We start from the raw sequence: 21,444 nt of genomic DNA on the forward strand, positions 1-21,444 counted from the left end.
AAGGCTAGGCCACAAAGTCATCCACACTAAGAGTGCTGGTACCCGTCAGCGTGATGACGAACTCTGCATCTGAGTCTGCATCGGTACTGCCGTACAGATAGCGAGCGTTGTTGGCAGCGTCCACCACATAACGCAACTGGCCGGAGGCATCGCTACTGCTGAAAGCGTCCGTACCGATAAACAGGAAGGCATCATCGGCAGCGGTGGTACTGTTAGCATCCAAGGCTGAGAGATCAATCAGATCACCCGTAGTAAAGTCGGTAATCAGATCACTTTGGGCTCTGGTTAAGCCAAGGTCAGACAGGCTCTCAAATACAAAACGGTCGTTACCCTCTCCTCCCGTCAGCTTATCGGCTCCAGCCCCTCCTACTAGGATATCGTCGCCACTACCACCAAGTAGGTTATCTTTGCCTGCACCACCATATAGAATATCGTCACCGGCACCGCCGCTGAGGTTGTTACCTGAAGCGTTGCCGGTCAGCAGATTGTTGAGGGCATTACCCGCCCCTGTAACGGCATTGCCGGTCAGCGTTAGGTTCTCCAGATTGTTACCCAAAGTGTAACTGACGCTGGAGAGTACACTGTCGATACCCTGATTAGCCGCTTCCACGATGATGTTAGTGGTGGCACTACCAATAATGTAAGTATCGTTGCCCGAACCACCTTCCAGTCGGTCGGTACCGGTACCGCCTTCTAGGGTGTCGTTTCCTGCACCCGCTCGTAAGGTGTCATTGCCGCCTTCACCGCGTAGGTAGTTAGCGCCACTGTTCCCAAGGATCAGGTTATTTAGGGCATTACCGGTGCCGTCAATGGAAGCATTACCGGTCAGGGTCAGGTTTTCTAGGTGATTACCAAGGGTATAGGTGACGCTAGATTGCACGGTGTCGATGCCCTGATTAGCCGCTTCAATAATCAGGTTTGTCGTGGCACTACCGATGATATAGGTATCGTCACCACTGCCGCCTTCTAGCTGATCGTTGCCAGCACCGCCTTCTAAGGTATCGTTACCAGCTCCACCTCGTAAGGTATCGTTGCCACCCTCACCGCGTAGGTAGTTAGCGCCACTGTTGCCGAGGATCAGGTTATTTAGGGCATTACCGGTGCCGTCAATGGAAGCATTACTGGTCAGAGTCAGATTTTCTAGGTGGTTACCAAGGGTATAGGTGACGCTGGATTGCACCGTGTCTGTACCTTGGTTGGCCGCTTCTACAATGAGGTTAGTAGCCGCATTACCAATGATGTAGGTGTCATCACCGCTGCCGCCTTCCAACCGATCATTGCCGATACCTCCTTCTAGGGTATCGTTGCCTTGACCACCGCGTAGAGTGTCGTTACCGCCTTCACCGCGTAGGTAGTTATTGCCGCTGTTGCCGAGGATCAGGTTGTTTAGGGCGTTACCTGTACCATCAATGTGGCGATTACCGGTCAGGGTTAGGTTTTCTAGGTGGTTACCAAGGGTATAGGTGACGCTGGATTGCACCGTATCCGTGCCTTGGTTGGCTGCCTCTACAATGAGGTTAGTAGCTGCATTACCGATAATGTAGGTATCGTCCCCGGAGCCGCCCTCCAGACGATCATTACCGGTACCCCCTTCTAAGGTGTCGTTGCCTTGACCACCGCGTAGGGTGTCATTACCGCCCTCACCGCGTAGGTAATTATTGCCACTGTTGCCTAGAATAAGATTGTTTAAAGCATTGCCTGTACCGTTGATGGCAGCACTACCCGTTAGGGTTAGGTTCTCAACGTAGTTGCCTAGGGTATAGCTGATACTGGCCAGTACGCTATCAGTGCCACCTGTAGCAGATGACAGCTCTATCACTAAATCGCCGGGGTTATCTACGATGTAGGTATCGTTGCCGCTACCACCCTCCATACGATCAGCGCCAGTACCGCCGTCTAGGGTGTCATTACCTTGGCCTCCGATTAGGGTGTCTTTGCCACCCCAGCCTTCTAGCAAGTCATTTCCGGCCTTTCCGTCAATACGATTGTCTCCAGCTCCGCCACGGAGTATGTCATCTCCTTCTGTACTAACAATTTGTGGGCCATCTGTGTAGGGGCTGGCTAGATCGACAATGTTGCTACTTAACTGGGAAGCTACGCTGGATAGATCTCCACCGTAATTGTTATTACCCCAGGTGACGATGGAGCCATCTTCTTTTAAGGCTACAAAAGCTCGGTTATTGGAGAAAATATCCACTACACCACTGGAGAGCTGGTCGGCAACACTGCGGCTATCGCCACCGTAATACCCGCCCCAAGTCACTACGGATCCATCGGATTTTAGGGCGGCAAAGGCTTCGTTATTGGAGTAGATTTTGACTACACCGCTGCTTAAATCCAGATCTTTGCCGCTATACGCATTCTTGCTGCTATCGCCGCCGTATGTGGCATCTCCCCAAGTAACAACAGAACCATCAGTCTTGAGTGCCGCAAACGCAGAGCTGGTTGAGAATATTTGAACGACACCACTGGATAATTTGCTTGAAATATCGACAGGATCTTCCTCCTTCTCTGGAGGCCAAATAATCTTCGAGTTACCCCCTGAGTTAGTATCCCCCCAAGTCACCACTGAACCATTGGTTTTAAGGGCTGCAAAAGCCCAATCCGTTGAAAATATTTGGCTAACACCGCTGTCGAGAGCGACACTACTGCTGTTTCCTCCTGCGGTATCCTTACCCCAAGTGACTACAGAACCATTGCTTTTTAGGGCTGCAAAAGCCTGATTGTTTGAATAAATGCCTGTGACACCAGAGGCTAGTTTCGTTGCGACACTACTGCTGTTACCGCCTTCAGTAGAATTTCCCCAAGTAACCACAGAGCCGTCAGTTTTGAGCGCTGCAAAAGCTTGAAGTGTGGCACTTACCTCAGTGACTCCGGAGGTTAATTGGGCGGCCACGCTATGGCTATTTCCTCCAGCATCATCTTCGCCCCAAGTGACTACGGAGCCGTCTTCTTTGAGCGCTGCAAAAGCGCGGCTACTGGAGTAAATATCCACTACACCGCTGGAGAGTTCTGCAACAACTTCGCTATGGTCTCCTCCGGAGTTGACGAGATTTCCCCCCCAGCTGACAGTAGCTCCGTTGTTTTTTACGGCGGTAAACGTAGAGTCGGTGGTGTAAATGTCTTTAACACCTTCCGATAGCTCGATGGCTACATAACGGCTATCCCCACCACTTGAGTCATCGCCCCAAGTGACCACTGAACCGTCTGATTTAAGGGCAGCAAAGGCACTTTTGGTGGCGAAAATTTTGGTGATATCCGCGGTTAATTTGCTAGCGACGCTACTAGTGTCACCTCCTGTAGCACTATTCCCCCAAGCAACTATAGAGCCGTCTTCCTTACGAGCAACAAAGGCGGAGTTAGTGGAACGTATTTCTACTACACCACTAGCTAATTCGCTGTTGGGTATCAGAATCAGAACAGGCTCATTGTCTTCGTTGTACACAGGTTGGCCATCTAGGTCGACTTTAGGCCCGCTGACTCTACTATCCGCCCCGTAATTATCATCACCCCAAGTGACCACAGAGCCATCTTGTTTAAGGGCGGCAAAAGCACCGTCAGTAGCAAATAGTTCTTCAACTCCGCTTTGGAGTTGAGTAGAAACGGTGCTGCTGTTTCCACCAGTGGTGCTGCTGCCCCAAGTGACCACAGAACCATCTTCTTTCAGGGCGGCAAAAGCACCGTCAGTAGCGAAAATTTCGACTACGCCGCTTTGGAGTTGAGTGGAAACGCTACTGCTGTTTCCGCCCGCGGTACTGCTGCCCCAAGTGACCACGGAGCCGTCTTGTTTAAGGGCGGCAAAAGCCCCATTACTGGCAAATAGTTCTTTAACCCCGCTGCTGAGTGAGCTAGCAACACTGCTGCTGTTTCCTCCCTGAGCTGCATTGCCTGAGGTAGTAACAGATCCATTGCTTTTCAGGGTTGCAGTGGCACTGTCCGTCGAGATTTTTTGTAGCTCATCGCTGTTTAAGGCTTCAGGCTCATCACTTCCACCGCCCCAAGTGACCACAGAGCCATTTTCTTTCAGGGCGGCAAAAGCGCCGTCAGTAGCGAAAATTTCGACTACGCCGCTTTGGAGTTGAGTGGAAACGCTACTGCTGTTTCCGCCCGCGGTACTGCTGCCCCAAGTGACTACGGAGCCGTCTTGTTTAAGGGCGGCAAAAGCCCCATTACTGGCAAATAGTTCTTTAACCCCGCTGCTGAGTGAGCTAGCAACACTGCTGCTGTTTCCTCCCTGAGCTGCATTGCCTGAGGTAGTAACAGATCCATTGCTTTTCAGGGTTGCAGTGGCACTGTCCGTCGAGATTTTTTGTAGCTCATCGCTGTTTAAGGCTTCAGGCTCATCACTTCCACCGCCCCAAGTCACTACAGAGCCATTTTCTTTCAGCGCTGCAAAGGCTCCCTCTGTAGCAAATAGTTTTTTGACTCCGGTAAGGTCGTTGGTGACATCGCTGGAGTCACCGCCATAGTCATTCCCCCAAGTGACCACCGAACCATTGGATTTTAAGGCCGCGAAGGAAGTGGCTGTTGCCGCAATGGTTGTGATCCCTGCGGATAAAGAAGTGGCAACTCCTAAGCTATTACCTCCTTCTTCATGACTCCCCCAAGTCACTACAGAACCATCCGTTTTTAGGGCAGCAAAGGCGTAGTCATTGGAAAAGATGGTTTCAATAGTTCCAAGCGCCACCGTTGTATTAACGGCCGAAATGGAGCCCCCTTGATCGTAGTTGCCCCAGGTGACCACAGAACCATCGCTTTTTAAGGCGCTGAAGGCACCGCCGTTGGCGTATATCTGAATCACTCCGCTACTGAGTTGAGCCGCTACTGCTTGACTGTTGCCGCCTTGCTCTGATGCTCCCCAAGTGACCACTGAGCCATCGGCTTTTAAAGCGGCAAACGCCTGTCCAGTGGCAAATATATCCACAACATCGGCGGCCAGTTTTGAACTGACACTGTTGCTGTTTCCACCGTCAACACTATTCCCCCAAGTGACTACGGAGCCATCTTCTTTTAGGGCCGCAAACGCGGAGTCGGTCACGTAAATTTGGACAACATCGGTTAGAACAGTAGCAACGTTGTTGCTATTCCCCCCCGCTGCACTCTTCCCCCAAGTAACTACGGAGCCGTCTTCCTTGAGTGCCGCAAAAGCGGAGTCGGTCGCATAGATGTGGGTAATATCTTTTAAAGCAGTAGAAACGCTGTTGCTATCGGCTCCCGCCGAACTGTTACCCCAAGTGACTACGGAGCCATCTTCTTTTAAGGCAGCAAAAGCCGATCCGGTGGCGTAAATTTGGACGACATCGGTTAGAGCAGTAGAAACGCTGTTGCTATTTCCCCCCGCTGAACTATTACCCCAAGTGACTACGGAGCCATCTTGTTTAAGGGCGGCAAAGGCTCCCCAACTGATATCGGTATCGTCGCCAAGAGGCTGTGAGGGGCCTGTGGCTACAATCTGAGTCACATCCGTTAATTTTGATGCAACACTTGAGCTATTACCGCCTGCCGTACTACTCCCCCAAGTGACTACCGAGCCGTCTTCTTTGAGTGCTGCAAAGGCTCCATGAGCCACTACATCACCGTTGGCATTTAAGGTGGTAAAGGCCGGCCCTGATGAGTAAATTTGTTTGACACCACTGCTCAGTAGAGCAGCGACCGCATCACTATTTCCACTTCCACCTGTCCCCGTGTTACCCCAAGTGACTACCGAGCCGTCTTCCTTTAAGGCAGCAAAGGCAGAGCTACTGGAGAAGATTTGTACAACACCGCTTGTTAAGTTATTAGAAACGGAGTCGCTATCTGCCCCGTAACTATCATCGCCCCAAGTGACTACGGAGCCATCGGCTTTTAGGGCTGCAAAGGCTTTAGTCGTGGAGAATATTTGCACCACATCCGTTAATTCTGAGGCTACGGCGCGGCTGTCTCCACCTGAATAGGCATAGCCCCAAGTTACAACTGAGCCATCAGCTTTTATGGCTGCAAAAGCATCTGTATTGGAGTATTGGCCTGAAGTACGTCCGGTACCCATGAGTTACATTTCCTGAGTTTTGCGTGTTGATGAACAGCCTCCATGCGTCACCACTTATATAAATATCACCTTAAAAACAGATAAAAGAGGTTGGCAAAATCCCATAGCTGGGGTTGATTTAAAGGAGGCGGCGTATCGTAATGCTACTACGTCTTAAGATTCTGGATGAGATTAATGGTCTAGCTTTTATGATTCTTGGAGTCTGTCTTACTATCCACTGCGCATAGATTGACTAACCGTAGTCTGGTTCGTAATGTGCGACTCCTTTGGAGTGGGCTTATCAGTCTTGCGCGAAAAATCCCGTACTTTAGTGCGGGGATGGATAGCGCGGGAGTGGGCGGTTTTTGTCTGCTTTTGACCTGCATCCCTACACCAAAGGCGCGAACAAAGAATTGGGGTTGCACTCTCAAACCTTACAAGAGATTGCCCGCGAATACGTCACACGCCGTAAGCAGTTTAATAAGTCCCGCCTGAACTGGCGCAAATCGGGCGGGGTTCGGCGTTCGCTGGGCTGGATACCCATCAATACCGGCGCGGCACGCTGGAAGAATGGACAGCTTTACCACAATGGCCATTACTTCAACGTGTGGGACTCCTATGGCCTGAGCCAGTATTCGTTTCGCTCCGGCAGCTTTAACGAGGATGCTCGTGGGCGCTGGTACTCAATGTAGTGGTTGAAGTAGAGGCTGTTGTTCCTGCGGGTCAGGACAAAATTGGGATTGATCTGGGCTTAAAAGACACCGCCACCTGCTCTGATGGCACGAAACTGGAAGCAGGCCGTTTCTATCGTGACTTAGAGCCCAAACTGGCCATTGCCCAACGCGCCAAAAATAAAAAGCGTGTGCAGGCAATACACGCTAAGATAGCCAACCGACGCAAAGATGCCCTGCACCAGTTCAGCCGACAGTTGGTCAATCGTGCCGGTGAACTCTATGTTGGTCATGTAAAACCTTCCTCACTCACTCAAACCAAGATGGCCAAATCCGTACTGGATGTGGGTTGGGGTATGTTGAAAACCATGCTGGAATACAAGTGCGCGGGCGCAGGCATTGTTTTTAAAGCAGTGAACGAGGCGTACACCACCCAAACCTGCTCGAATTGCGGCGCATTGCCCGATTCAAGGCCAAAAGGTATCGCAGGACTTGGAATAAGAGAATGGACATGCAGTGCCTGTGGTGTCAGGCACGACCGCGACATCAACGCGGCCCAAAACATTCTCGCGGTCGGGCATGGCCGTCCAGTGGTGGGAATCCCTGTCCTTTAGGCCGGGGAGGATGTCAAACAAAGGCTATTCCGTCGCAGAATGAGAGGATCAGCGTGAAACCGGTCAAGGTAGGAATCTGTGGGTTAGGCACCGTGGGTGGCGGTACCTTCAATGTACTTAAACGCAATGCGGGCGAGATTGCCCGCCGTGCAGGGCGTGAGATTGAAGTGGCACAGATTGCCATGCGCTCACCCAATCCCAAGTGCGATATTGCCAATACGCCCGTGGCCCAAGACGTTTTCGAGCTGGTCAATAACCCGGAAATCGACGTAGTAGTTGAACTGATCGGCGGCTATACCTTGGCCCGTGACTTGGTACTCAAAGCCATTGAAAACGGCAAGCACGTGGTCACCGCTAATAAAGCGCTGATTGCCGTACACGGTGATGAGATTTTTGCCAAAGCTCGCGAGAAGGGCGTGATCGTGGCCTTTGAGGCGGCGGTAGCCGGTGGTATTCCGGTGATTAAAGCCATTCGTGAAGGTCTGGCGGGCAATCGTATCAATTGGGTGGCTGGCATCATCAACGGCACGGGCAACTTCATCCTCAGCGAGATGCGCGAAAAAGGCCGTGCTTTTGAGGACGTGCTCAAAGAAGCCCAAGCCCTAGGTTACGCCGAAGCCGATCCCACTTTTGACGTGGAAGGTATTGATGCCGCCCACAAGCTGACCATTTTGGCTTCCATTGCCTTTGGCATCCCGCTGCAATTTGACAAAGCCTATACCGAAGGCATCACCAAGCTGACCAGTGCCGATGTAAATTACGCGGAAGCTCTGGGTTATCGCATTAAACATTTAGGCGTGGCGCGTCGGACTCAAGAAGGTGTTGAACTGCGCGTGCATCCGACTTTGATTCCTGCGGAGCGCCTGATTGCCAACGTCAATGGTGTAATGAACGCGGTAATGGTGCACGGCGATGCCGTCGGTCCAACCCTGTTCTGCGGTGCCGGTGCCGGCATGGAGCCTACCGCTTCAGCCGCAGTGGCCGACTTGGTGGACATCGTGCGGGCCATGACTTCTGACCCGGAAAACCGCGTGCCTCACTTGGCCTTTCAGCCAGACTCCCTGTCCGCTCATCCGATTTTATCCATCAGCCAATGTGAGAGTGCCTACTACCTGCGTATTCAGGCTAAAGACCATCCGGGCGTATTAGCGCAAGTGGCCACGATTCTGTCGGAGCGCGGCATTAACATTGAATCCATCATGCAGAAAGAAGCCGAAGAGCAAGACGGCTTGGTGCCTTTAATTCTGCTGACCCACCGTGTGATTGAGCAAAAAATCAACGAAGCCATCCAAGCGATGGAAGCGCTGGAAGGCGTTGCAGGCTCCATCGTTCGCATCCGTGTCGAGCAGCTCAACTGAGGCTGAAAGCTAGAGGCTGAGCGCAATAGGTAGCTTTGCGTCCGGCCTTAAGCCTCCAGCGCTTTCATCGGCTTAATTAAAGGTTTGATCTATGCGTTATATCAGTACCCGTGGCCAAGCACCGGCCCTGAATTTTGAAGATGTGCTGTTGGCCGGTTTGGCTTCCGATGGCGGCCTCTATGTGCCGGAAAACTTGCCGCGCTTTACGGTAGAGGAAATCGCTTCTTGGGCGGGATTGCCGTACCACGAGTTGGCCTTCCGCGTGATGCATCCCTTTGTGGCGGGTAGCATTCCCGATGCCGATTTTAAAAAGATTCTGGAAGCGACCTACGCCAACTTCGCCCACAGTTCGGTTGCACCACTGCGGCAACTGAACGGCAACGAGTGGGTGTTGGAGCTGTTCCACGGCCCGACCTTGGCGTTTAAAGACTTTGCCCTGCAACTCTTAGGTCGTTTGTTGGACTATGTGCTGGCCAAACGTGGTGAGCGCGTGGTGATCATGGGCGCGACTTCTGGGGATACCGGATCAGCGGCCATTGAGGGCTGTAAAGCCTGCGAAAATGTGGATATCTTCATCATGCACCCGCACAACCGTGTGTCGGAAGTGCAGCGTCGGCAGATGACCACCATTCTGGGCGACAACATCCACAACATCGCCATTGAAGGGAATTTCGACGATTGCCAAGAGATGGTGAAGGCCAGCTTTGCCGATCAAGGATTCCTAAAAGGCATCCGTTTGGTGGCGGTGAACTCGATCAACTGGGCGCGGATCATGGCCCAGATCGTGTACTACTTCCACGCGGCGCTGCAATTGGGCGGCCCAGCGCGCTCCATCGCCTTCTCCGTGCCTACCGGTAACTTTGGCGACATTTTTGCCGGTTACTTGGCGCGCAATATGGGCCTGCCGGTCAGCCAGCTGATTGTGGCGACCAACCGCAACGACATTCTGCATCGCTTTATGTCCGGTAATCGCTACGACAAGGACACGCTGCATCCATCGCTGTCGCCGTCGATGGACATCATGGTGTCCTCCAACTTTGAGCGCCTGCTGTTTGACTTGCACGGTCGCAACGGCGCGGCAGTCGCAGCTTTGTTGGATAGCTTTAAAGCCACCGGCAAGCTGTCGGTAGAAGAAGATCGTTGGACAGAAGCCCGTCGTCTGTTCGATTCGCTGGCGGTCAGCGATGAGCAAACCTGCGAAACCATTGCTGAGGTGTTCAAAACCACCGGCGAAATCCTCGATCCGCATACCGCTATTGGTGTACGTGCGGCACGGGAATGTCGTCGCAGTCTGGATATCCCAATGGTTATTCTAGGCACTGCGCATCCGGTGAAATTCCCTGAGGCGGTGGAGAAGGCCGAAGTTAAGGCAACCCTGAATCTGCCCGCACATTTGGCCGATCTGTTCCAGCGCCCTGAGCGTTGCACCGTATTGGCTAATGATCTGAAGGCGGTGCAAGCCTTTGTCAGTCAGCACGGTAATCGGGGTAAGCCGCTGTAAGTGGAGCGACAAAGTATTGCTGCAACCCGAACCTGCTTCTTTAAGCAGGTTCAGGGGTTAGGAAGATTGTGAGGCAGCTTGAAGGCGAATCAAGCTGTCTTGTGCGTGCTGACGCAAAAGCGCTTTGGACGCTGCAATATCCCGTGCGGCGATGGTTTCAAAGATGGTTTGGTGTTCTTGTAAAGATAGGGCGATGGTTTCAGGATTGTGCCGAAAGGTATAGCTTCTAAACAGCTTAAGCTGCACAACCAAACGCCGGTACGTGTCGTAAAGACTTGGGTTAGCGGTGTATTTAGCCAGCAGATCATGGAAGAGAAAGTTCAGCTCCGTGTAACAAGGAATGTCCTGCCGTGTCACCGTCAGCCTCATTTGCTCCACTACCTGTTGCAGGGATGCGTGAGTTTCTGGCGTTAACCTATGTGCCACTAATTCGCCAATTAGGGCCTCCAGCGGAATCCGTACCTGATAAATCTGCATGGCCTGTTCAAGGTCTAGTTGCCGAACACGAACGCCGCAGTTTTTTTCAAACTCCACTAAACCGCGCTCTTCCAGCATGCGGAAGGCTTCGCGCACGGGCCCCCGCGAAATGCCCAGATCGGTCGCGATACTGGCTTCACGCAGAGGTGTACCAGGAAGTAGCTGTCCCGCTGCAATTCGGCGCTCCAACTCCTCATGCACCAGGTTGGTTAGAGACTGTGTACGCAGCAATTTGATGGTTTCTGGAGCATTCATAGGCATCCCTAGCGTTAGAGCGATGGCCGAGCAATTGTAGCTGATTCGATCTCGCTATTGTAAATTGTCAACAATATGCAATATAAGCTTCTTAGCATGGAGCTGTACTGGTCTTATCTGAGGAGGTGATACAGCATGCTACGTCAGCGAATAACCCATGCCGTTTTGAGCGTTTTGTTATTAGTCAGCGCTGTGAGCGTTCAGGCGCAAAACATCAAACTGGCGGTGACAGATCTTGTGGGTCTTGAGGAATTACAGCGAGAGTTTGAGCCTTTCAAAAAAGAATTGGAGCGGGTTACTGGCCTTGGGATTGATTTTCTACCGGTTACGAACCGCACGGCGGCCTTGGAAGCCTTGCGTTTTAAAAAGGTGGATTTTTTGTTGGCGGGGCCAGCCGAGTATGTGGTGATGCAAAAGCGCGCCAATGCCAAGGTGGTGGTGGGGCTTTACCGTCCCAATTATTACTCTTTGGTGGTGGTTAAGGCCGATAGCCCGATTTTTTTGATACAAGAACTTAAGGGCCAACGGATTGGTGTGGGCTCGGTGGGATCTACTTCGCGTCACCTAGGGCCTATTCAGCTGCTAGCGAGTGCTGGTTTGGAACCCTTGAAGGACACCCAGATCACGCACACTAATCTGCGTTTAGCTTGGGAAGGGTTGAAGAAGGGCGACCTTCAAGCAGTTGGTATGGGCCGATCTGACCTAGAAGGCTTTTTGGCCCAAGAACCCAAGGATCAGCAAAACGCCTACCGAGTTTTGGCTCGTAGTGGGGACTTACCTAACGATTTGCTGATGGTCGGTGAGCATGTACCGCAGCAGACCTTAGAGCAAATGCGTAAGGCCATTGTAGATCACTCAGCAAGCCTGATTGCCAGCATCGCTCAGGGCGGCGATTACGTTAAACGCTATCAAGGCATGCGCTTTTTGATGTCGATCGCTGACAAGGATTACAACCTCGTACGCACTATGTATCGCACAGCCGGTTATCCCGAATATTCAGAATTCATCGGTAACTGACATGTCCGTATCCATCAATCATCCCGGTGAGGGTGTTGCGTTGCGGGTACATGGCCTTAGTAAGTGTTTTGCGGGTGCGACTCATCCAGTTTGGTCGGATGTTTCCTTTGATATTCCGCAGGGGCAGCGGGTAGCCATTATTGGGGGAAACGGAGCCGGTAAAAGTACCTTATTGCGCTGCTGTATGCGCTTGATCGAGCCAGATACCGGAGAGGTGTACTTTGGTAACCACAACATCAGCGGGCTACGTGGTCAGGCTTTGTCGAGGGTGCGCTCTCGAGTTGGCTTTATCTTCCAAAAGCATAATTTGGTTAATCGTCTTTCCGTCCTGACCAACGTATTGCACGGCGGCATGGCTTGGGCCAGAACTCCGCGTATGTGGTTTCAAGGGATAGCTGCCTGTGAGCATCGTGAGTATGCCTTGCATTGTTTGGAGCAGGTCAAGCTAGCGCATCTGTCCAAGCAATTGGCCGGTGAACTTTCTGGTGGGCAATCCCAACGCGTTGCTATTGCGCGGGCCTTGATGCAAAAGCCCGACATGATATTCGCTGATGAGCCGGTGGCCAGCTTAGACCCGCAAGCCGGTGAGGATGTGATGCAAGTGTTCTCCAACCTAGCACACACCCAATCGCTAACCTTGGTATTTGTGACACATCACCTAGAACATGCAGTGCGATATGCGGATCGGGTATTGGGCCTTCAGAATTTCGGCCTCAGTCTTGATGCGGCCAGTCACAGCCTGAGCGCATCACAATTGCGGGGGATGTATGACTGAAAAATCTCCCGTCAATCTCCCAGCGCGTTTTGAACGGCCCAGCCCCGGTTCGCTACTGGCTTTTTTAGCCTTTGTCGCACTACTGGCTTGGTCGATTTCAGCGGCGGGCATCTCAGTGTCGGAGTTACTCACGGGCCTACCCAATATGGCCAAAATTGCTTCTGAGATGATGCCGCCGGCAACGGATCGCCTCCAACCGATGATGTATTCGGTATGGGTTACCTTCCAAATGGCTCTGGTGGGCACCGTAATCGGTATTGGGATCAGCCTACCGCTGGCCGTGCTGATGTCTCGCAACTATACGCCCCATCAGGTCGTACGCGCGTTCATACGCAGTCTGGTCAGCTTTATCCGCACCATTCCTGACTTAGCATGGGCTTTATTTTTCGTGGCTTCCGTTGGGTTGGGCCCTTTTGCTGGCACCCTGACTTTGGTAATGGACACCATTGGTTTTTGCGCGCGCTTCTTTGCAGAGTCTATTGAGGAAGTTGAAGAAGGCCCGCCCGAGGCTTTAGCAGCAATCGGTGCTTCTAAGCTCTCGGTAATTCTGTGCGCGATCTTACCCATGAGTATGCCAAGCCTTATCAATACCGGCTTGTTTGCTCTGGAGAAAGCCGTGCGCTCATCCGTGGTTTTGGGATTGGTGGGCGCAGGGGGCATTGGGGCTGAACTGGCGACCTCAATGGAGCTTTTCCGCTTCGATCAGGCGGCCACCATCATTCTGATGATTTTTTTGCTGGTGCTAGGCGTGGAAAAAGTCTCCTCGCGGGCTCGTACCTCCTTGCTTAAAAAACGCCAATAAACGGCTTTTCTTGCGTTGTTTACAAAGGAAATAACATGACTCGTTGCGTCAATATCAACGGCAATTCGTATCAGTGGCCGAAGCGTCCAGTAGTGGTGGTCTGTATCGATGGTGGTGATCCTGAATACCTGAGCCAGTTTCTAGCGGAAGGTCTATTGCCCAATATTCAGCGTTTTATCTGTGAGGGATTTTCTACGCTAGCGATGGGCTCAATGCCATCCTTCACCTGCCCCAATAACATGTCCATTATTACGGGGACACCCAGTGCTCAACACGGTATTTCAGGAAATTTCTATTTAGATACGAAAACTTGGGAGCCGGTAGTGATGACCGGGCCGGAGTTGCTGCGCGGTGAAACCCTCTTGGCAGGTTTTGCCGCCGCCGGAGCCAAGGTGGTATCCATTACCGCCAAAGATAAGTTGCGCAAACAATTGGGCAAAGGTTTGGACGTTAGCCAAGGCCATGTGTCCTTTTCATCGGAGTACGCTGATCGCTGTACCGTGCAGGAAAACGGCATTGAGGCAGTGCTGGAATTTGTCGGTATGGCCCAGCCGTCCATGTACTCGATGGAGCTGTCTTTATTCGTGCTGGAGGCCGGTATCAAGTTGCTCAGAGAGCGGCGGCCTGAGCTGATGTATCTCTCGTTGACCGACTTTGTGCAACACAAGTGGAAGCCTCAGGATGCCGAAGCGCGTTATTTCTATCAGCAATTGGATGAAGCTTTTGGCCGTTTAGCTCAGGAAGATATTGTGCTGGGCCTTACGGCTGATCACGGTATGAGTGATAAAAGCGATGCCGCAGGTGAGCCTAACGTAATCTGGTTGCAGGATATTTTGGACGCTGAGTTTGGCGTGGGGGAAACCACGGTTATCTGTCCAATCACGGATGCTTTTGTGGCGCATCACGGGGCTTTGGGTAGCTTTGTGCGTGTATGGAAAAAGGAGCAGGTCAGCGTATCGGCGCTTATTGAGCGTATTGCTGCCCTAGAAGGGGTTGATTTAGCCCTGACTAAAGCGGCAGCTTGTCGTCTGTTTGAGCTTCCAGAAGACCGAGAGGCGGATGTGGTCGTGGTTGCCCAGAAAAACGTAGTCATCGGTGGCTCAGTTCAGCGGCATGACCTGAGTGGACTCAAAGGCCATCGCTTACGCTCACATGGCGGTCTGAGTGAAGCCAAAGTGCCTTTTATTTTAAATCGCCCCTTAAACCCTGAATACAAACAGCAACTGGCCCATCGGGAGATTAAAAGCTACCACCTGTTTGAGTTTGCCCTAAATGGTGTCGTGTAAGTTTTAGGGATTTTTGGGTGATAAAAAAGGCCCAATGACGGGCCTTTGAATGCTGAGGTTAAACTTAGGATTAATCCTCAAACTCTTCCCATCCGCCCATCTCCTTCCACCGATTGACAATGCCGCAGAACAGTTCGGCGGTTTTTTCGGTGTCGTAGCGGGCCGAGTGGGCTTCCCGACCATCAAAATCAATTCCAGCGGCTTGGCAGGCTTTGGCCAGTACGGTTTGGCCATAGGCTAGTCCAGCCAAGGTTGCCGTATCAAAGCTGGAAAAGGGGTGAAAGGGATTGCGTTTGATGCCACAACGATTGATGGCGGCATTTAAAAAGCCCAAATCAAAACTGCTGTTATGGCCGACTAAGACAGCACGTTTGCAACCAGTGGACTTTAAGGCTTTGCGTATTCCCTTAAAGATTTCGCCAAGTGCATAGTCTTCTTTTACCGCTTGGCGCAGCGGGTGGTTGAGCTTGATGCCAGTGAATTCTAAGGCGGCGGCTTCAATGTTGGCCCCTTCAAAAGGCTCGACACGGAAGAAGTAGCTGTGGTCAGGGTAGAGTAAACCTTGTTCGTCCATATTGACGGTTACGGCGGCGATTTCCAGCAGCGCATCGGTGACGCAATTGAACCCGCCGCACTCCACATCCACCACCACGGGCAGGTAGCCGCGAAAGCGGCGCGACATGGCGGTACGTGGGCGGTTGGTGTTGTTGTCCAGATCGTCTAAATCATCGTCACTCATGGGCGGTTCTCCAAACGCCAGCGCAGGGTTTCACCGGCGCGTAATGGAATCAACTCCTGCTCGCCAAAGGTAAGGCTACTCGGCAGTGTCCAGTCTTCACGCACCAAAGTGATGGTTTCAGTATTGCGCGCTAGACCGTAGAAGTCGGGGCCAAAGTGGCTGGCGAAAGCTTCCAATTTATCCAAGGCGTTGCGCTGCTCAAAGGCTTCGGCGTACAGCTCAAGGGCGGCTAAGGCGGTATAGCAACCGGCACAGCCACAGGCCGCTTCTTTGGCGTGGCGTGCATGAGGAGCGGAGTCAGTGCCGAGGAAGAACTTAGGATTACCGCTGGTGGCCGCATCCAACAAGGCGTGCTGGTGCGTGTTGCGCTTGAGGATCGGCAGGCAGTAAAAGTGCGGACGCACGCCCCCGACCAGTAAGTGGTTGCGGTTGTACAACAGGTGATGAGCGGTGATGGTAGCCGCTACGTTCGGGCCAGCCTCGGTGACGAACTGGGCAGCATCACGGGTGGTAATGTGTTCAAACACGACCTTCAAGTTGGGGAAGCGCTCGACGATGCGGGTCATCTGCTCGTCAATAAAATGTTTTTCTCGGTCAAAAACGTCAATTTCACTGCGTGTTACTTCGCCATGAACCAGCAATTTCATCCCTGTTTCGGCCATGACCTCTAAAACCGGGAAGATTTTGTCGATGGCGGTAACGCCGGAGGCGGAGTTAGTCGTAGCACCGGCGGGATACAGTTTGGCCGCCTGTACGATACCGCTGGCACTGGCTTGACGAATCTCTTCAGGGGTGGTGCTGTCGGTTAAATACAGCACCATCAGAGGTTCAAAAGTACTACCTTGGGGGCGAGCGGCCAGAATACGCTCACGGTAGGCTTGGGCCTCTGAGGCGTTGCGTACCGGTGGAACCAGATTAGGCATGACGATGGCCCGTCCGAACTGGCGAGCGGCATCGGCTACGGTTTGGGGTAAGGCAGCACCGTCGCGCAGATGGATGTGCCAATCATCAGGGCGCACTAGGGTTAGTCGATCAATCATGCAAAATTCCAAAAAGAACTCATTTAAAGGATGTCAGGCATGCTACCGGAAAAGCTTCTATAAAGGGTGCTAAGGCGGTACTAAGTCTTTGTTTTCCTATATCGGCTAAAGCCGGAGTACACTTCAAGTTCTGTCTATGCGGGTCGATAGATCAAACAGTCCCTTTGAGTTCTGGAGCCTGTGCCGTGCGTTCCTTTATCTTAATTCTGATCGGCTTACTGATGAGTTCGAGTCTTTCTGCTCTGACGTTCCAGACCCGCTTGGAAAAGGTGGCCTGGCAGGTTGAGGGCGATCAGTTTGAGTGCCGTTTGATGCAGCCTGTGACCGGTTTTGGGTCTGGTGGCTTTGTGCGGCGCGCTGGTGAGTCGGCTCGATTTCAGTTACATGCCCATGATCCTTGGTTCAGCCAAGGCTCAGCCCAATTAGTAGCTGCTGCGGCTCCTTGGCAGCCTGGGCGTACCGATGTGACCCTTGGGCAGGTATCGGTACAGTCTGGCGATAAGGTATTTACGAGTTCTTTTGAACAGGCAGGTCGTTTACTCAGTGGACTATTAGAGGGACGCAGCCCTTTAGTTCAGCATCGGCAACGCTACGGTGGTGGCCCACTGGAAGTGCGTTTACTGCCGGTGCGTTTTGAAAAGGCCTATCAAGATTATCTGGGGTGCACAGCTAAGCTATTACCGGTCAATTTTGATCAAGTCAGTCAAATGCAGTTGAGCTTTACCGGGGGCGATGTTGAGCTCAGTGAACAGGCTCAGCGTAATTTGGATCATTTGCTGATCTACCTTAAAGCTGACCCCAGCGTAAACCATATCCAGTTGGATGGACATTCAGATAACAGCGGTGATCGTTTGACTAATCGGGAGTTATCACGGCAGCGGGCTTTAGCGGTGCAGAATTATCTGGTGTCTAAAGGAATTCCGGCGGAACAGATTACTCTGCGTTTTCACGGCGAGCGTTATCCGCTGGTACCCAATAACTCCAAGGCTAATCGGGCTAAAAATCGGCGCGTGACCCTAAAAGCGGAACGGGTAACGCCTCAACCCACACCGCCCAGCGCTCCGGCAGGGGGTAGTCCAGACAACAAAGCAGCTCAGGCACACACGGCAGCCAGCTTGTGAGGTCTAATCTCTTATAAAGCCCGCCTCTTATAAAGCACCGCATGGAGCATGTAGAATCGACCCTTTCCGTAAATCCTCCGGGAGTGGATGGCAATGGCCGATGTAAAGAAGGTGGTTCTGGCGTACTCTGGTGGCCTGGACACCTCAGTGATCCTGAAATGGTTGCAGGACACCTACCAGTGTGAAGTTGTAACCTTCACCGCTGATTTGGGGCAGGGCGAAGAAGTGGAGCCGGCCCGTGCCAAGGCTCAAGCCTTGGGCGTTAAGGAAATCTACATTGATGACCTGCGCGAAGAGTTTGTGCGTGACTTCGTGTTCCCTATGTTTCGCGCCAACACCCTTTACGAAGGTGAGTACCTGCTGGGTACCTCCATCGCCCGTCCGCTGATCGCCAAGCGTCTGATCGAAATTGCCAACGAAACCGGTGCGGATGCCATATCCCACGGTGCCACCGGCAAAGGTAACGACCAAGTGCGCTTTGAGCTGGGTGCTTACGCCCTGAAGCCCGGCGTTAAGGTGATTGCTCCTTGGCGTGAGTGGGATCTGCTATCCCGCGAAAAACTGATGGACTATGCTGACAAGCACGCCATCCCGATTGAGCGCCACGGTAAGAAAAAATCCCCGTACTCCATGGATGCCAACCTGCTGCACATTTCCTACGAAGGCGGCGTGCTGGAAGACACTTGGACCGAGCACGAAGAGGATATGTGGCGCTGGACTAAATCCCCAGAAGCCGCTCCTGATACCCCCACTTATATCGAACTGACCTACCGTAAGGGCGATATTGTCGCCATTGACGGTAAGGAGCTGAGCCCCGCTCAGGTATTGACCGAATTAAACCGTATCGGTGGTGAAAACGGCATTGGCCGCCTAGATATCGTAGAAAACCGCTATGTAGGTATGAAGTCCCGTGGCTGCTATGAAACCCCCGGCGGCACCATCATGCTGCGCGCCCACCGTGCCATCGAATCCATCACCTTGGATCGTGAAGTAGCGCACCTAAAAGACGAGCTGATGCCGAAATACGCCAGTCTGATTTACAACGGCTACTGGTGGAGCCCTGAGCGTCTGATGCTGCAACAAATGATTGATGCCTCCCAAGCCACGGTGAACGGTGTGGTACGCCTGAAGCTGTACAAAGGCAACGTCATCGTCACCGGCCGTAAATCCGACGACTCTCTGTTCGATGCCAACATCGCCACCTTTGAAGAGGACGGCGGTGCTTACAACCAAGCTGATGCGGCGGGCTTTATTAAACTCAATGCGCTGCGGATGCGTATTGCGGCGGGCAAAGGCCGCAGTCCTTTATAAGAGGCTATAATCAGCCTGTGAAATCTTGCTGATAGATAGCCTATATAAAAAACAGCCCCGGCCTTGAGCCGGGGTTTGTTTTACACCCTGAGGAGAATCCGAATATGCGCCTATTGCATACCATGTTACGTGTTGGCGATCTGGAGAAATCCCTAGCTTTTTATACCGATGTCTTGGGCATGACCCTGTTGCGTCGTAAAGACTACCCCGATGGCCAATTTACGCTGGCTTTTGTGGGGTATGGCAATGAGGCGGAACAAGCCGTGATTGAGCTGACCTATAACTGGGGTGTGACTCAGTACGAGTTAGGCACCGCTTTTGGCCATATCGCGCTGGAGGTGGATGATGTGTACAAAGCCTGTGAGGACATTCGAGCACGGGGGGGCAAGATTGTGCGCGAAGCTGGCCCTATGAAGCACGGCAGCAGTATTTTAGCTTTTGTGGAAGATCCAGACGGCTATCGCATTGAGCTGTTATCTCCCAGCCGAGGCGATTAATTAGGCGGGTAATGAAAACGCCCTGTACTACAGGGCGTTTTTCTTAGTTAGGCAGGCAAGGAAATGGGGCGTTCATCACTTGATCATAGATCGTAGTCATAATCAGCCAGTTGTTTTTTTAAACGACGCTCTTCTAATAAATTGTCGATCACCCGACGCTTGGTCAAATTGTTTTTAGCCACCTCGACCGGCGCGTCAGAGGAGTCAGCCTCTTCATCAGCAAGAAAATCGTCTTCAAGCTCGATATCGTCTTTGTCAGCCACGTGCGTTACTCCATAGCTAAGCAAGTGCTCTTCGCGCACCTTATAACCACAAAGTTCGAGTCGGTAAAAAAGATTTTTTCAATCAGGCTGATTGATTTGTTTTAAAAAATTAATCGCTTGTTGTTTTGTCGGGAAAATCGCACAAATCTTCGATCCGACAGCTACCGCATTGGGGCTTGCGTGCCTTGCAAACGTAGCGCCCGTGTAGGATTAACCAGTGGTGAGCATCCATCAAAAATTCTTTGGGCGTGTTGCGTAATAGGTTGCGCTCAACTTCCAACACGTTCTTGCCGGATGCGAGCCCAGTGCGGTTACTGACCCGAAAAATATGGGTATCTACGGCTAAGGTCGGTTGGCCAAAGGCGGTATTGAGTACCACATTGGCGGTTTTTCGACCGACTCCGGGGAGTGCTTCCAATGCTTCTCGGGTTTGGGGAACCATGCCTTGATGCCGCTCTAGCAACAGGCGGCAGGTCTCAATGATATTTTTGGCTTTGCCTCGATACAGGCCAATGCTTTTGATGTAGGGCGTTAATCCTTCAACACCAAGGGCATAAATGGCTTCGGGGGTGTGGGCCACTGGGTAGAGCTTAGCGGTGGCCTTGTTAACGCCTACATCTGTTGCTTGAGCAGACAGAATCACTGCAATCAGCAGCTCAAAGGGCGACTGATACACCAGTTCACTGCGCGGGTGCGGGTTGTCTTGCTGAAGTCGCTGGTAGAGTGTGTGACGTTGAGCGGCATTCATGCGGAGGGCATCTCAGGGGTTGAAGATTGGGCAAGGTAATCGGCCAGTTGCTGCTCAGCCTTCTGCAAGCGAATACGCGCTTGTTGTAAAACGGCCGGATCAGTCAGGGGCTGCCGCTCAAACTTATGTACCGCCGCGCGCGCTAAGGCCAATTCAGTTTTTAAATCCCGCACTTGGGTAGAGACCGGCTGTTTGTAGCTGAGGACGCGCTCCGGTTGCGGGCGCTCAGTTGAGGCTTCGGCCTGATGGAGCGCTTGTTCAGCCTTCGCCACGGCTTGACGTAGCGGTGCTAGCTCAGCCTCTGTCACTCCGCGCTGCTCTGCCTGTTTTAAAGCGGCCCGCTGTTCGACTAGATGGACTTTGGCCTGATGAAGCTCATCTCTAGCGGCGAGATGGGGGCTGGGCGTAAGTGCCTGATTTAAGCGCTCCTGAGCCTGTTGAGCGGCCAGACGTAGCTTGGCTATCTGAGCTTCTAAAACAGGGCTTGGGCGGCGTTTAAATTGCTGCTCTGCCTTGCTTAGGGCAACCTGGGTCATACTGACGGCGGTTTTAAGCTTTTGGTGCTCGTCCGCTGTTTTAGTTACTACAGGTTTTGGGGTTGGGTTGAAGAGAACCGGAGTTTTTGAGGCGTTTGTCGTTTCCCCAAATTGGGCGGCGACACGCTTAAGTTTGCGTTGCTTGAGCCAGTCAACTCGTGCGTTTTCTACGGGCTGCATGGCGGGGCGTAACTCAATGCAGTCCATCGGGCAAGGTGTTATACAGAGCGCACAGCCCGTACAGTCGGCAGTGATTACGGTGTGCAAAAAGCGCGTGCTGCCCACAATGGCATCCACAGGACAGGCATTGCGGCACTTAGTGCAGCCAATGCACTCATCTTCCCGGATGAAGGCCACTTGTGGTGTGGGGGAGGAGGTTGTTGTATTCATGCTGAGGGAGTGGAGCCGCCGTTAAGAAGACTCAGACAA

The 21,444-nt window shown here is 52.4% G+C and carries 17 protein-coding genes and 1 pseudogene; 11 read left to right on the forward strand and 7 right to left on the reverse strand.

The genetic code is table 11. The features are described from left to right. Positions 1 to 4 precede the first annotated feature (4 nt). Positions 5 to 6,025 carry a hypothetical protein gene (locus LX59_RS02470; protein WP_144570271.1) on the reverse strand — a complete coding sequence of 2,007 codons (6,021 nt, stop codon included), beginning with the start codon at positions 6,023 to 6,025 and terminating at the stop codon, positions 5 to 7. A 344-nt stretch (positions 6,026 to 6,369) separates the two neighbouring features. On the opposite strand from LX59_RS02470, the gene LX59_RS15835 reads away from it, so the two are divergent. From LX59_RS15835 to thrC, 4 genes are all read left to right on the forward strand, one after another. Further along, positions 6,370 to 6,696 (forward strand): hypothetical protein, encoded by a 327-nt coding sequence (locus LX59_RS15835; protein ID WP_246118658.1) that lies wholly within the window; start codon positions 6,370 to 6,372, stop codon positions 6,694 to 6,696. After that, complete coding sequence (locus LX59_RS15840) at positions 6,696 to 7,289, forward strand: RNA-guided endonuclease InsQ/TnpB family protein (protein WP_246118659.1); 594 nt, start codon at positions 6,696 to 6,698, stop codon at positions 7,287 to 7,289. Before LX59_RS15835 ends, LX59_RS15840 begins: the two co-directional genes overlap by 1 nt. 53 nt (positions 7,290 to 7,342) lie before the next feature. After that, complete coding sequence (locus tag LX59_RS02480; protein WP_144570272.1) at positions 7,343 to 8,647, forward strand: homoserine dehydrogenase; 1,305 nt, start codon at positions 7,343 to 7,345, stop codon at positions 8,645 to 8,647. Between the two features lie 91 nt (positions 8,648 to 8,738). Further along, complete coding sequence (thrC, locus tag LX59_RS02485) at positions 8,739 to 10,148, forward strand: threonine synthase (protein ID WP_144570273.1); 1,410 nt, start codon at positions 8,739 to 8,741, stop codon at positions 10,146 to 10,148. A gap of 57 nt (positions 10,149 to 10,205) precedes the next feature. Here thrC and LX59_RS02490 read toward each other — a convergent pair whose 3' ends face one another. Beyond that, complete coding sequence (locus LX59_RS02490; RefSeq protein ID WP_144570274.1) at positions 10,206 to 10,880, reverse strand: FCD domain-containing protein; 675 nt, start codon at positions 10,878 to 10,880, stop codon at positions 10,206 to 10,208. Positions 10,881 to 11,015: 135 nt separating this feature from the next. On the opposite strand from LX59_RS02490, the gene LX59_RS02495 reads away from it, so the two are divergent. Genes LX59_RS02495 through phnA form a run of 4 tightly spaced genes read left to right on the forward strand, consistent with a single transcriptional unit; the run spans position 11,016 to position 14,760 of the window. Further along, a complete protein-coding gene (locus tag LX59_RS02495) occupies positions 11,016 to 11,897 on the forward strand; it encodes a PhnD/SsuA/transferrin family substrate-binding protein (protein ID WP_144570275.1) in 882 nt (293 codons plus the stop codon). A 1-nt stretch (position 11,898) separates the two neighbouring features. Further along, the gene (locus tag LX59_RS02500) at positions 11,899 to 12,672 is read left to right on the forward strand and encodes a phosphonate ABC transporter ATP-binding protein (protein WP_144570276.1); all 774 of its coding nucleotides are present in this window, start codon (positions 11,899 to 11,901) and stop codon (positions 12,670 to 12,672) included. Continuing rightward, positions 12,665 to 13,474, forward strand: a complete 810-nt coding sequence (phnE, locus tag LX59_RS02505; protein WP_144570277.1) for a phosphonate ABC transporter, permease protein PhnE — start codon at positions 12,665 to 12,667, stop codon at positions 13,472 to 13,474. Before LX59_RS02500 ends, phnE begins: the two co-directional genes overlap by 8 nt. Before the next feature lie 35 nt (positions 13,475 to 13,509). After that, complete coding sequence (gene phnA, locus LX59_RS02510) at positions 13,510 to 14,760, forward strand: phosphonoacetate hydrolase (protein WP_144570278.1); 1,251 nt, start codon at positions 13,510 to 13,512, stop codon at positions 14,758 to 14,760. 70 nt (positions 14,761 to 14,830) lie between these two features. Here the strand turns inward: phnA and rnt are convergent, their stop codons facing one another. Then, on the reverse strand, positions 14,831 to 15,499 hold the full coding sequence (gene rnt, locus LX59_RS02515) for a ribonuclease T (RefSeq protein ID WP_144570279.1): 669 nt from the start codon (positions 15,497 to 15,499) through the stop codon (positions 14,831 to 14,833). Further along, the gene (gene pyrC / locus LX59_RS02520; RefSeq protein WP_144570280.1) at positions 15,496 to 16,539 is read right to left on the reverse strand and encodes a dihydroorotase; all 1,044 of its coding nucleotides are present in this window, start codon (positions 16,537 to 16,539) and stop codon (positions 15,496 to 15,498) included. Before pyrC ends, rnt begins: the two co-directional genes overlap by 4 nt. 185 nt (positions 16,540 to 16,724) lie before the next feature. Between pyrC and LX59_RS02525 the strand changes: the two genes are divergently transcribed. From LX59_RS02525 to gloA, 3 genes are all read left to right on the forward strand, one after another. After that, positions 16,725 to 17,660, forward strand: a complete 936-nt coding sequence (locus LX59_RS02525; protein ID WP_144570281.1) for a flagellar protein MotY — start codon at positions 16,725 to 16,727, stop codon at positions 17,658 to 17,660. A gap of 93 nt (positions 17,661 to 17,753) precedes the next feature. Continuing rightward, the gene (locus LX59_RS02530; protein ID WP_144570282.1) at positions 17,754 to 18,971 is read left to right on the forward strand and encodes an argininosuccinate synthase; all 1,218 of its coding nucleotides are present in this window, start codon (positions 17,754 to 17,756) and stop codon (positions 18,969 to 18,971) included. Between the two features lie 104 nt (positions 18,972 to 19,075). Then, complete coding sequence (gloA, locus tag LX59_RS02535; RefSeq protein ID WP_144570283.1) at positions 19,076 to 19,468, forward strand: lactoylglutathione lyase; 393 nt, start codon at positions 19,076 to 19,078, stop codon at positions 19,466 to 19,468. 83 nt (positions 19,469 to 19,551) lie between these two features. Here the strand turns inward: gloA and LX59_RS02540 are convergent, their stop codons facing one another. The 3 genes and pseudogenes from LX59_RS02540 to LX59_RS16110 form a co-directional block, all read right to left on the reverse strand. Next, complete coding sequence (locus tag LX59_RS02540) at positions 19,552 to 19,731, reverse strand: PA3496 family putative envelope integrity protein (RefSeq protein ID WP_144570284.1); 180 nt, start codon at positions 19,729 to 19,731, stop codon at positions 19,552 to 19,554. A 109-nt stretch (positions 19,732 to 19,840) separates the two neighbouring features. Then, positions 19,841 to 20,479: an endonuclease III gene (gene nth, locus LX59_RS02545; RefSeq protein ID WP_144570285.1), complete on the reverse strand. Its 639-nt coding sequence runs from the start codon at positions 20,477 to 20,479 to the stop codon at positions 19,841 to 19,843. Between the two features lie 719 nt (positions 20,480 to 21,198). Then, positions 21,199 to 21,387 (reverse strand): annotated as a pseudogene (locus LX59_RS16110) (RnfABCDGE type electron transport complex subunit B); the annotation flags it as partial. Positions 21,388 to 21,444: the final 57 nt, after the last annotated feature.

The organism is Azomonas agilis, from assembly GCF_007830255.1.
GTDB lineage: Bacteria > Pseudomonadota > Gammaproteobacteria > Pseudomonadales > Pseudomonadaceae > Azomonas > Azomonas agilis.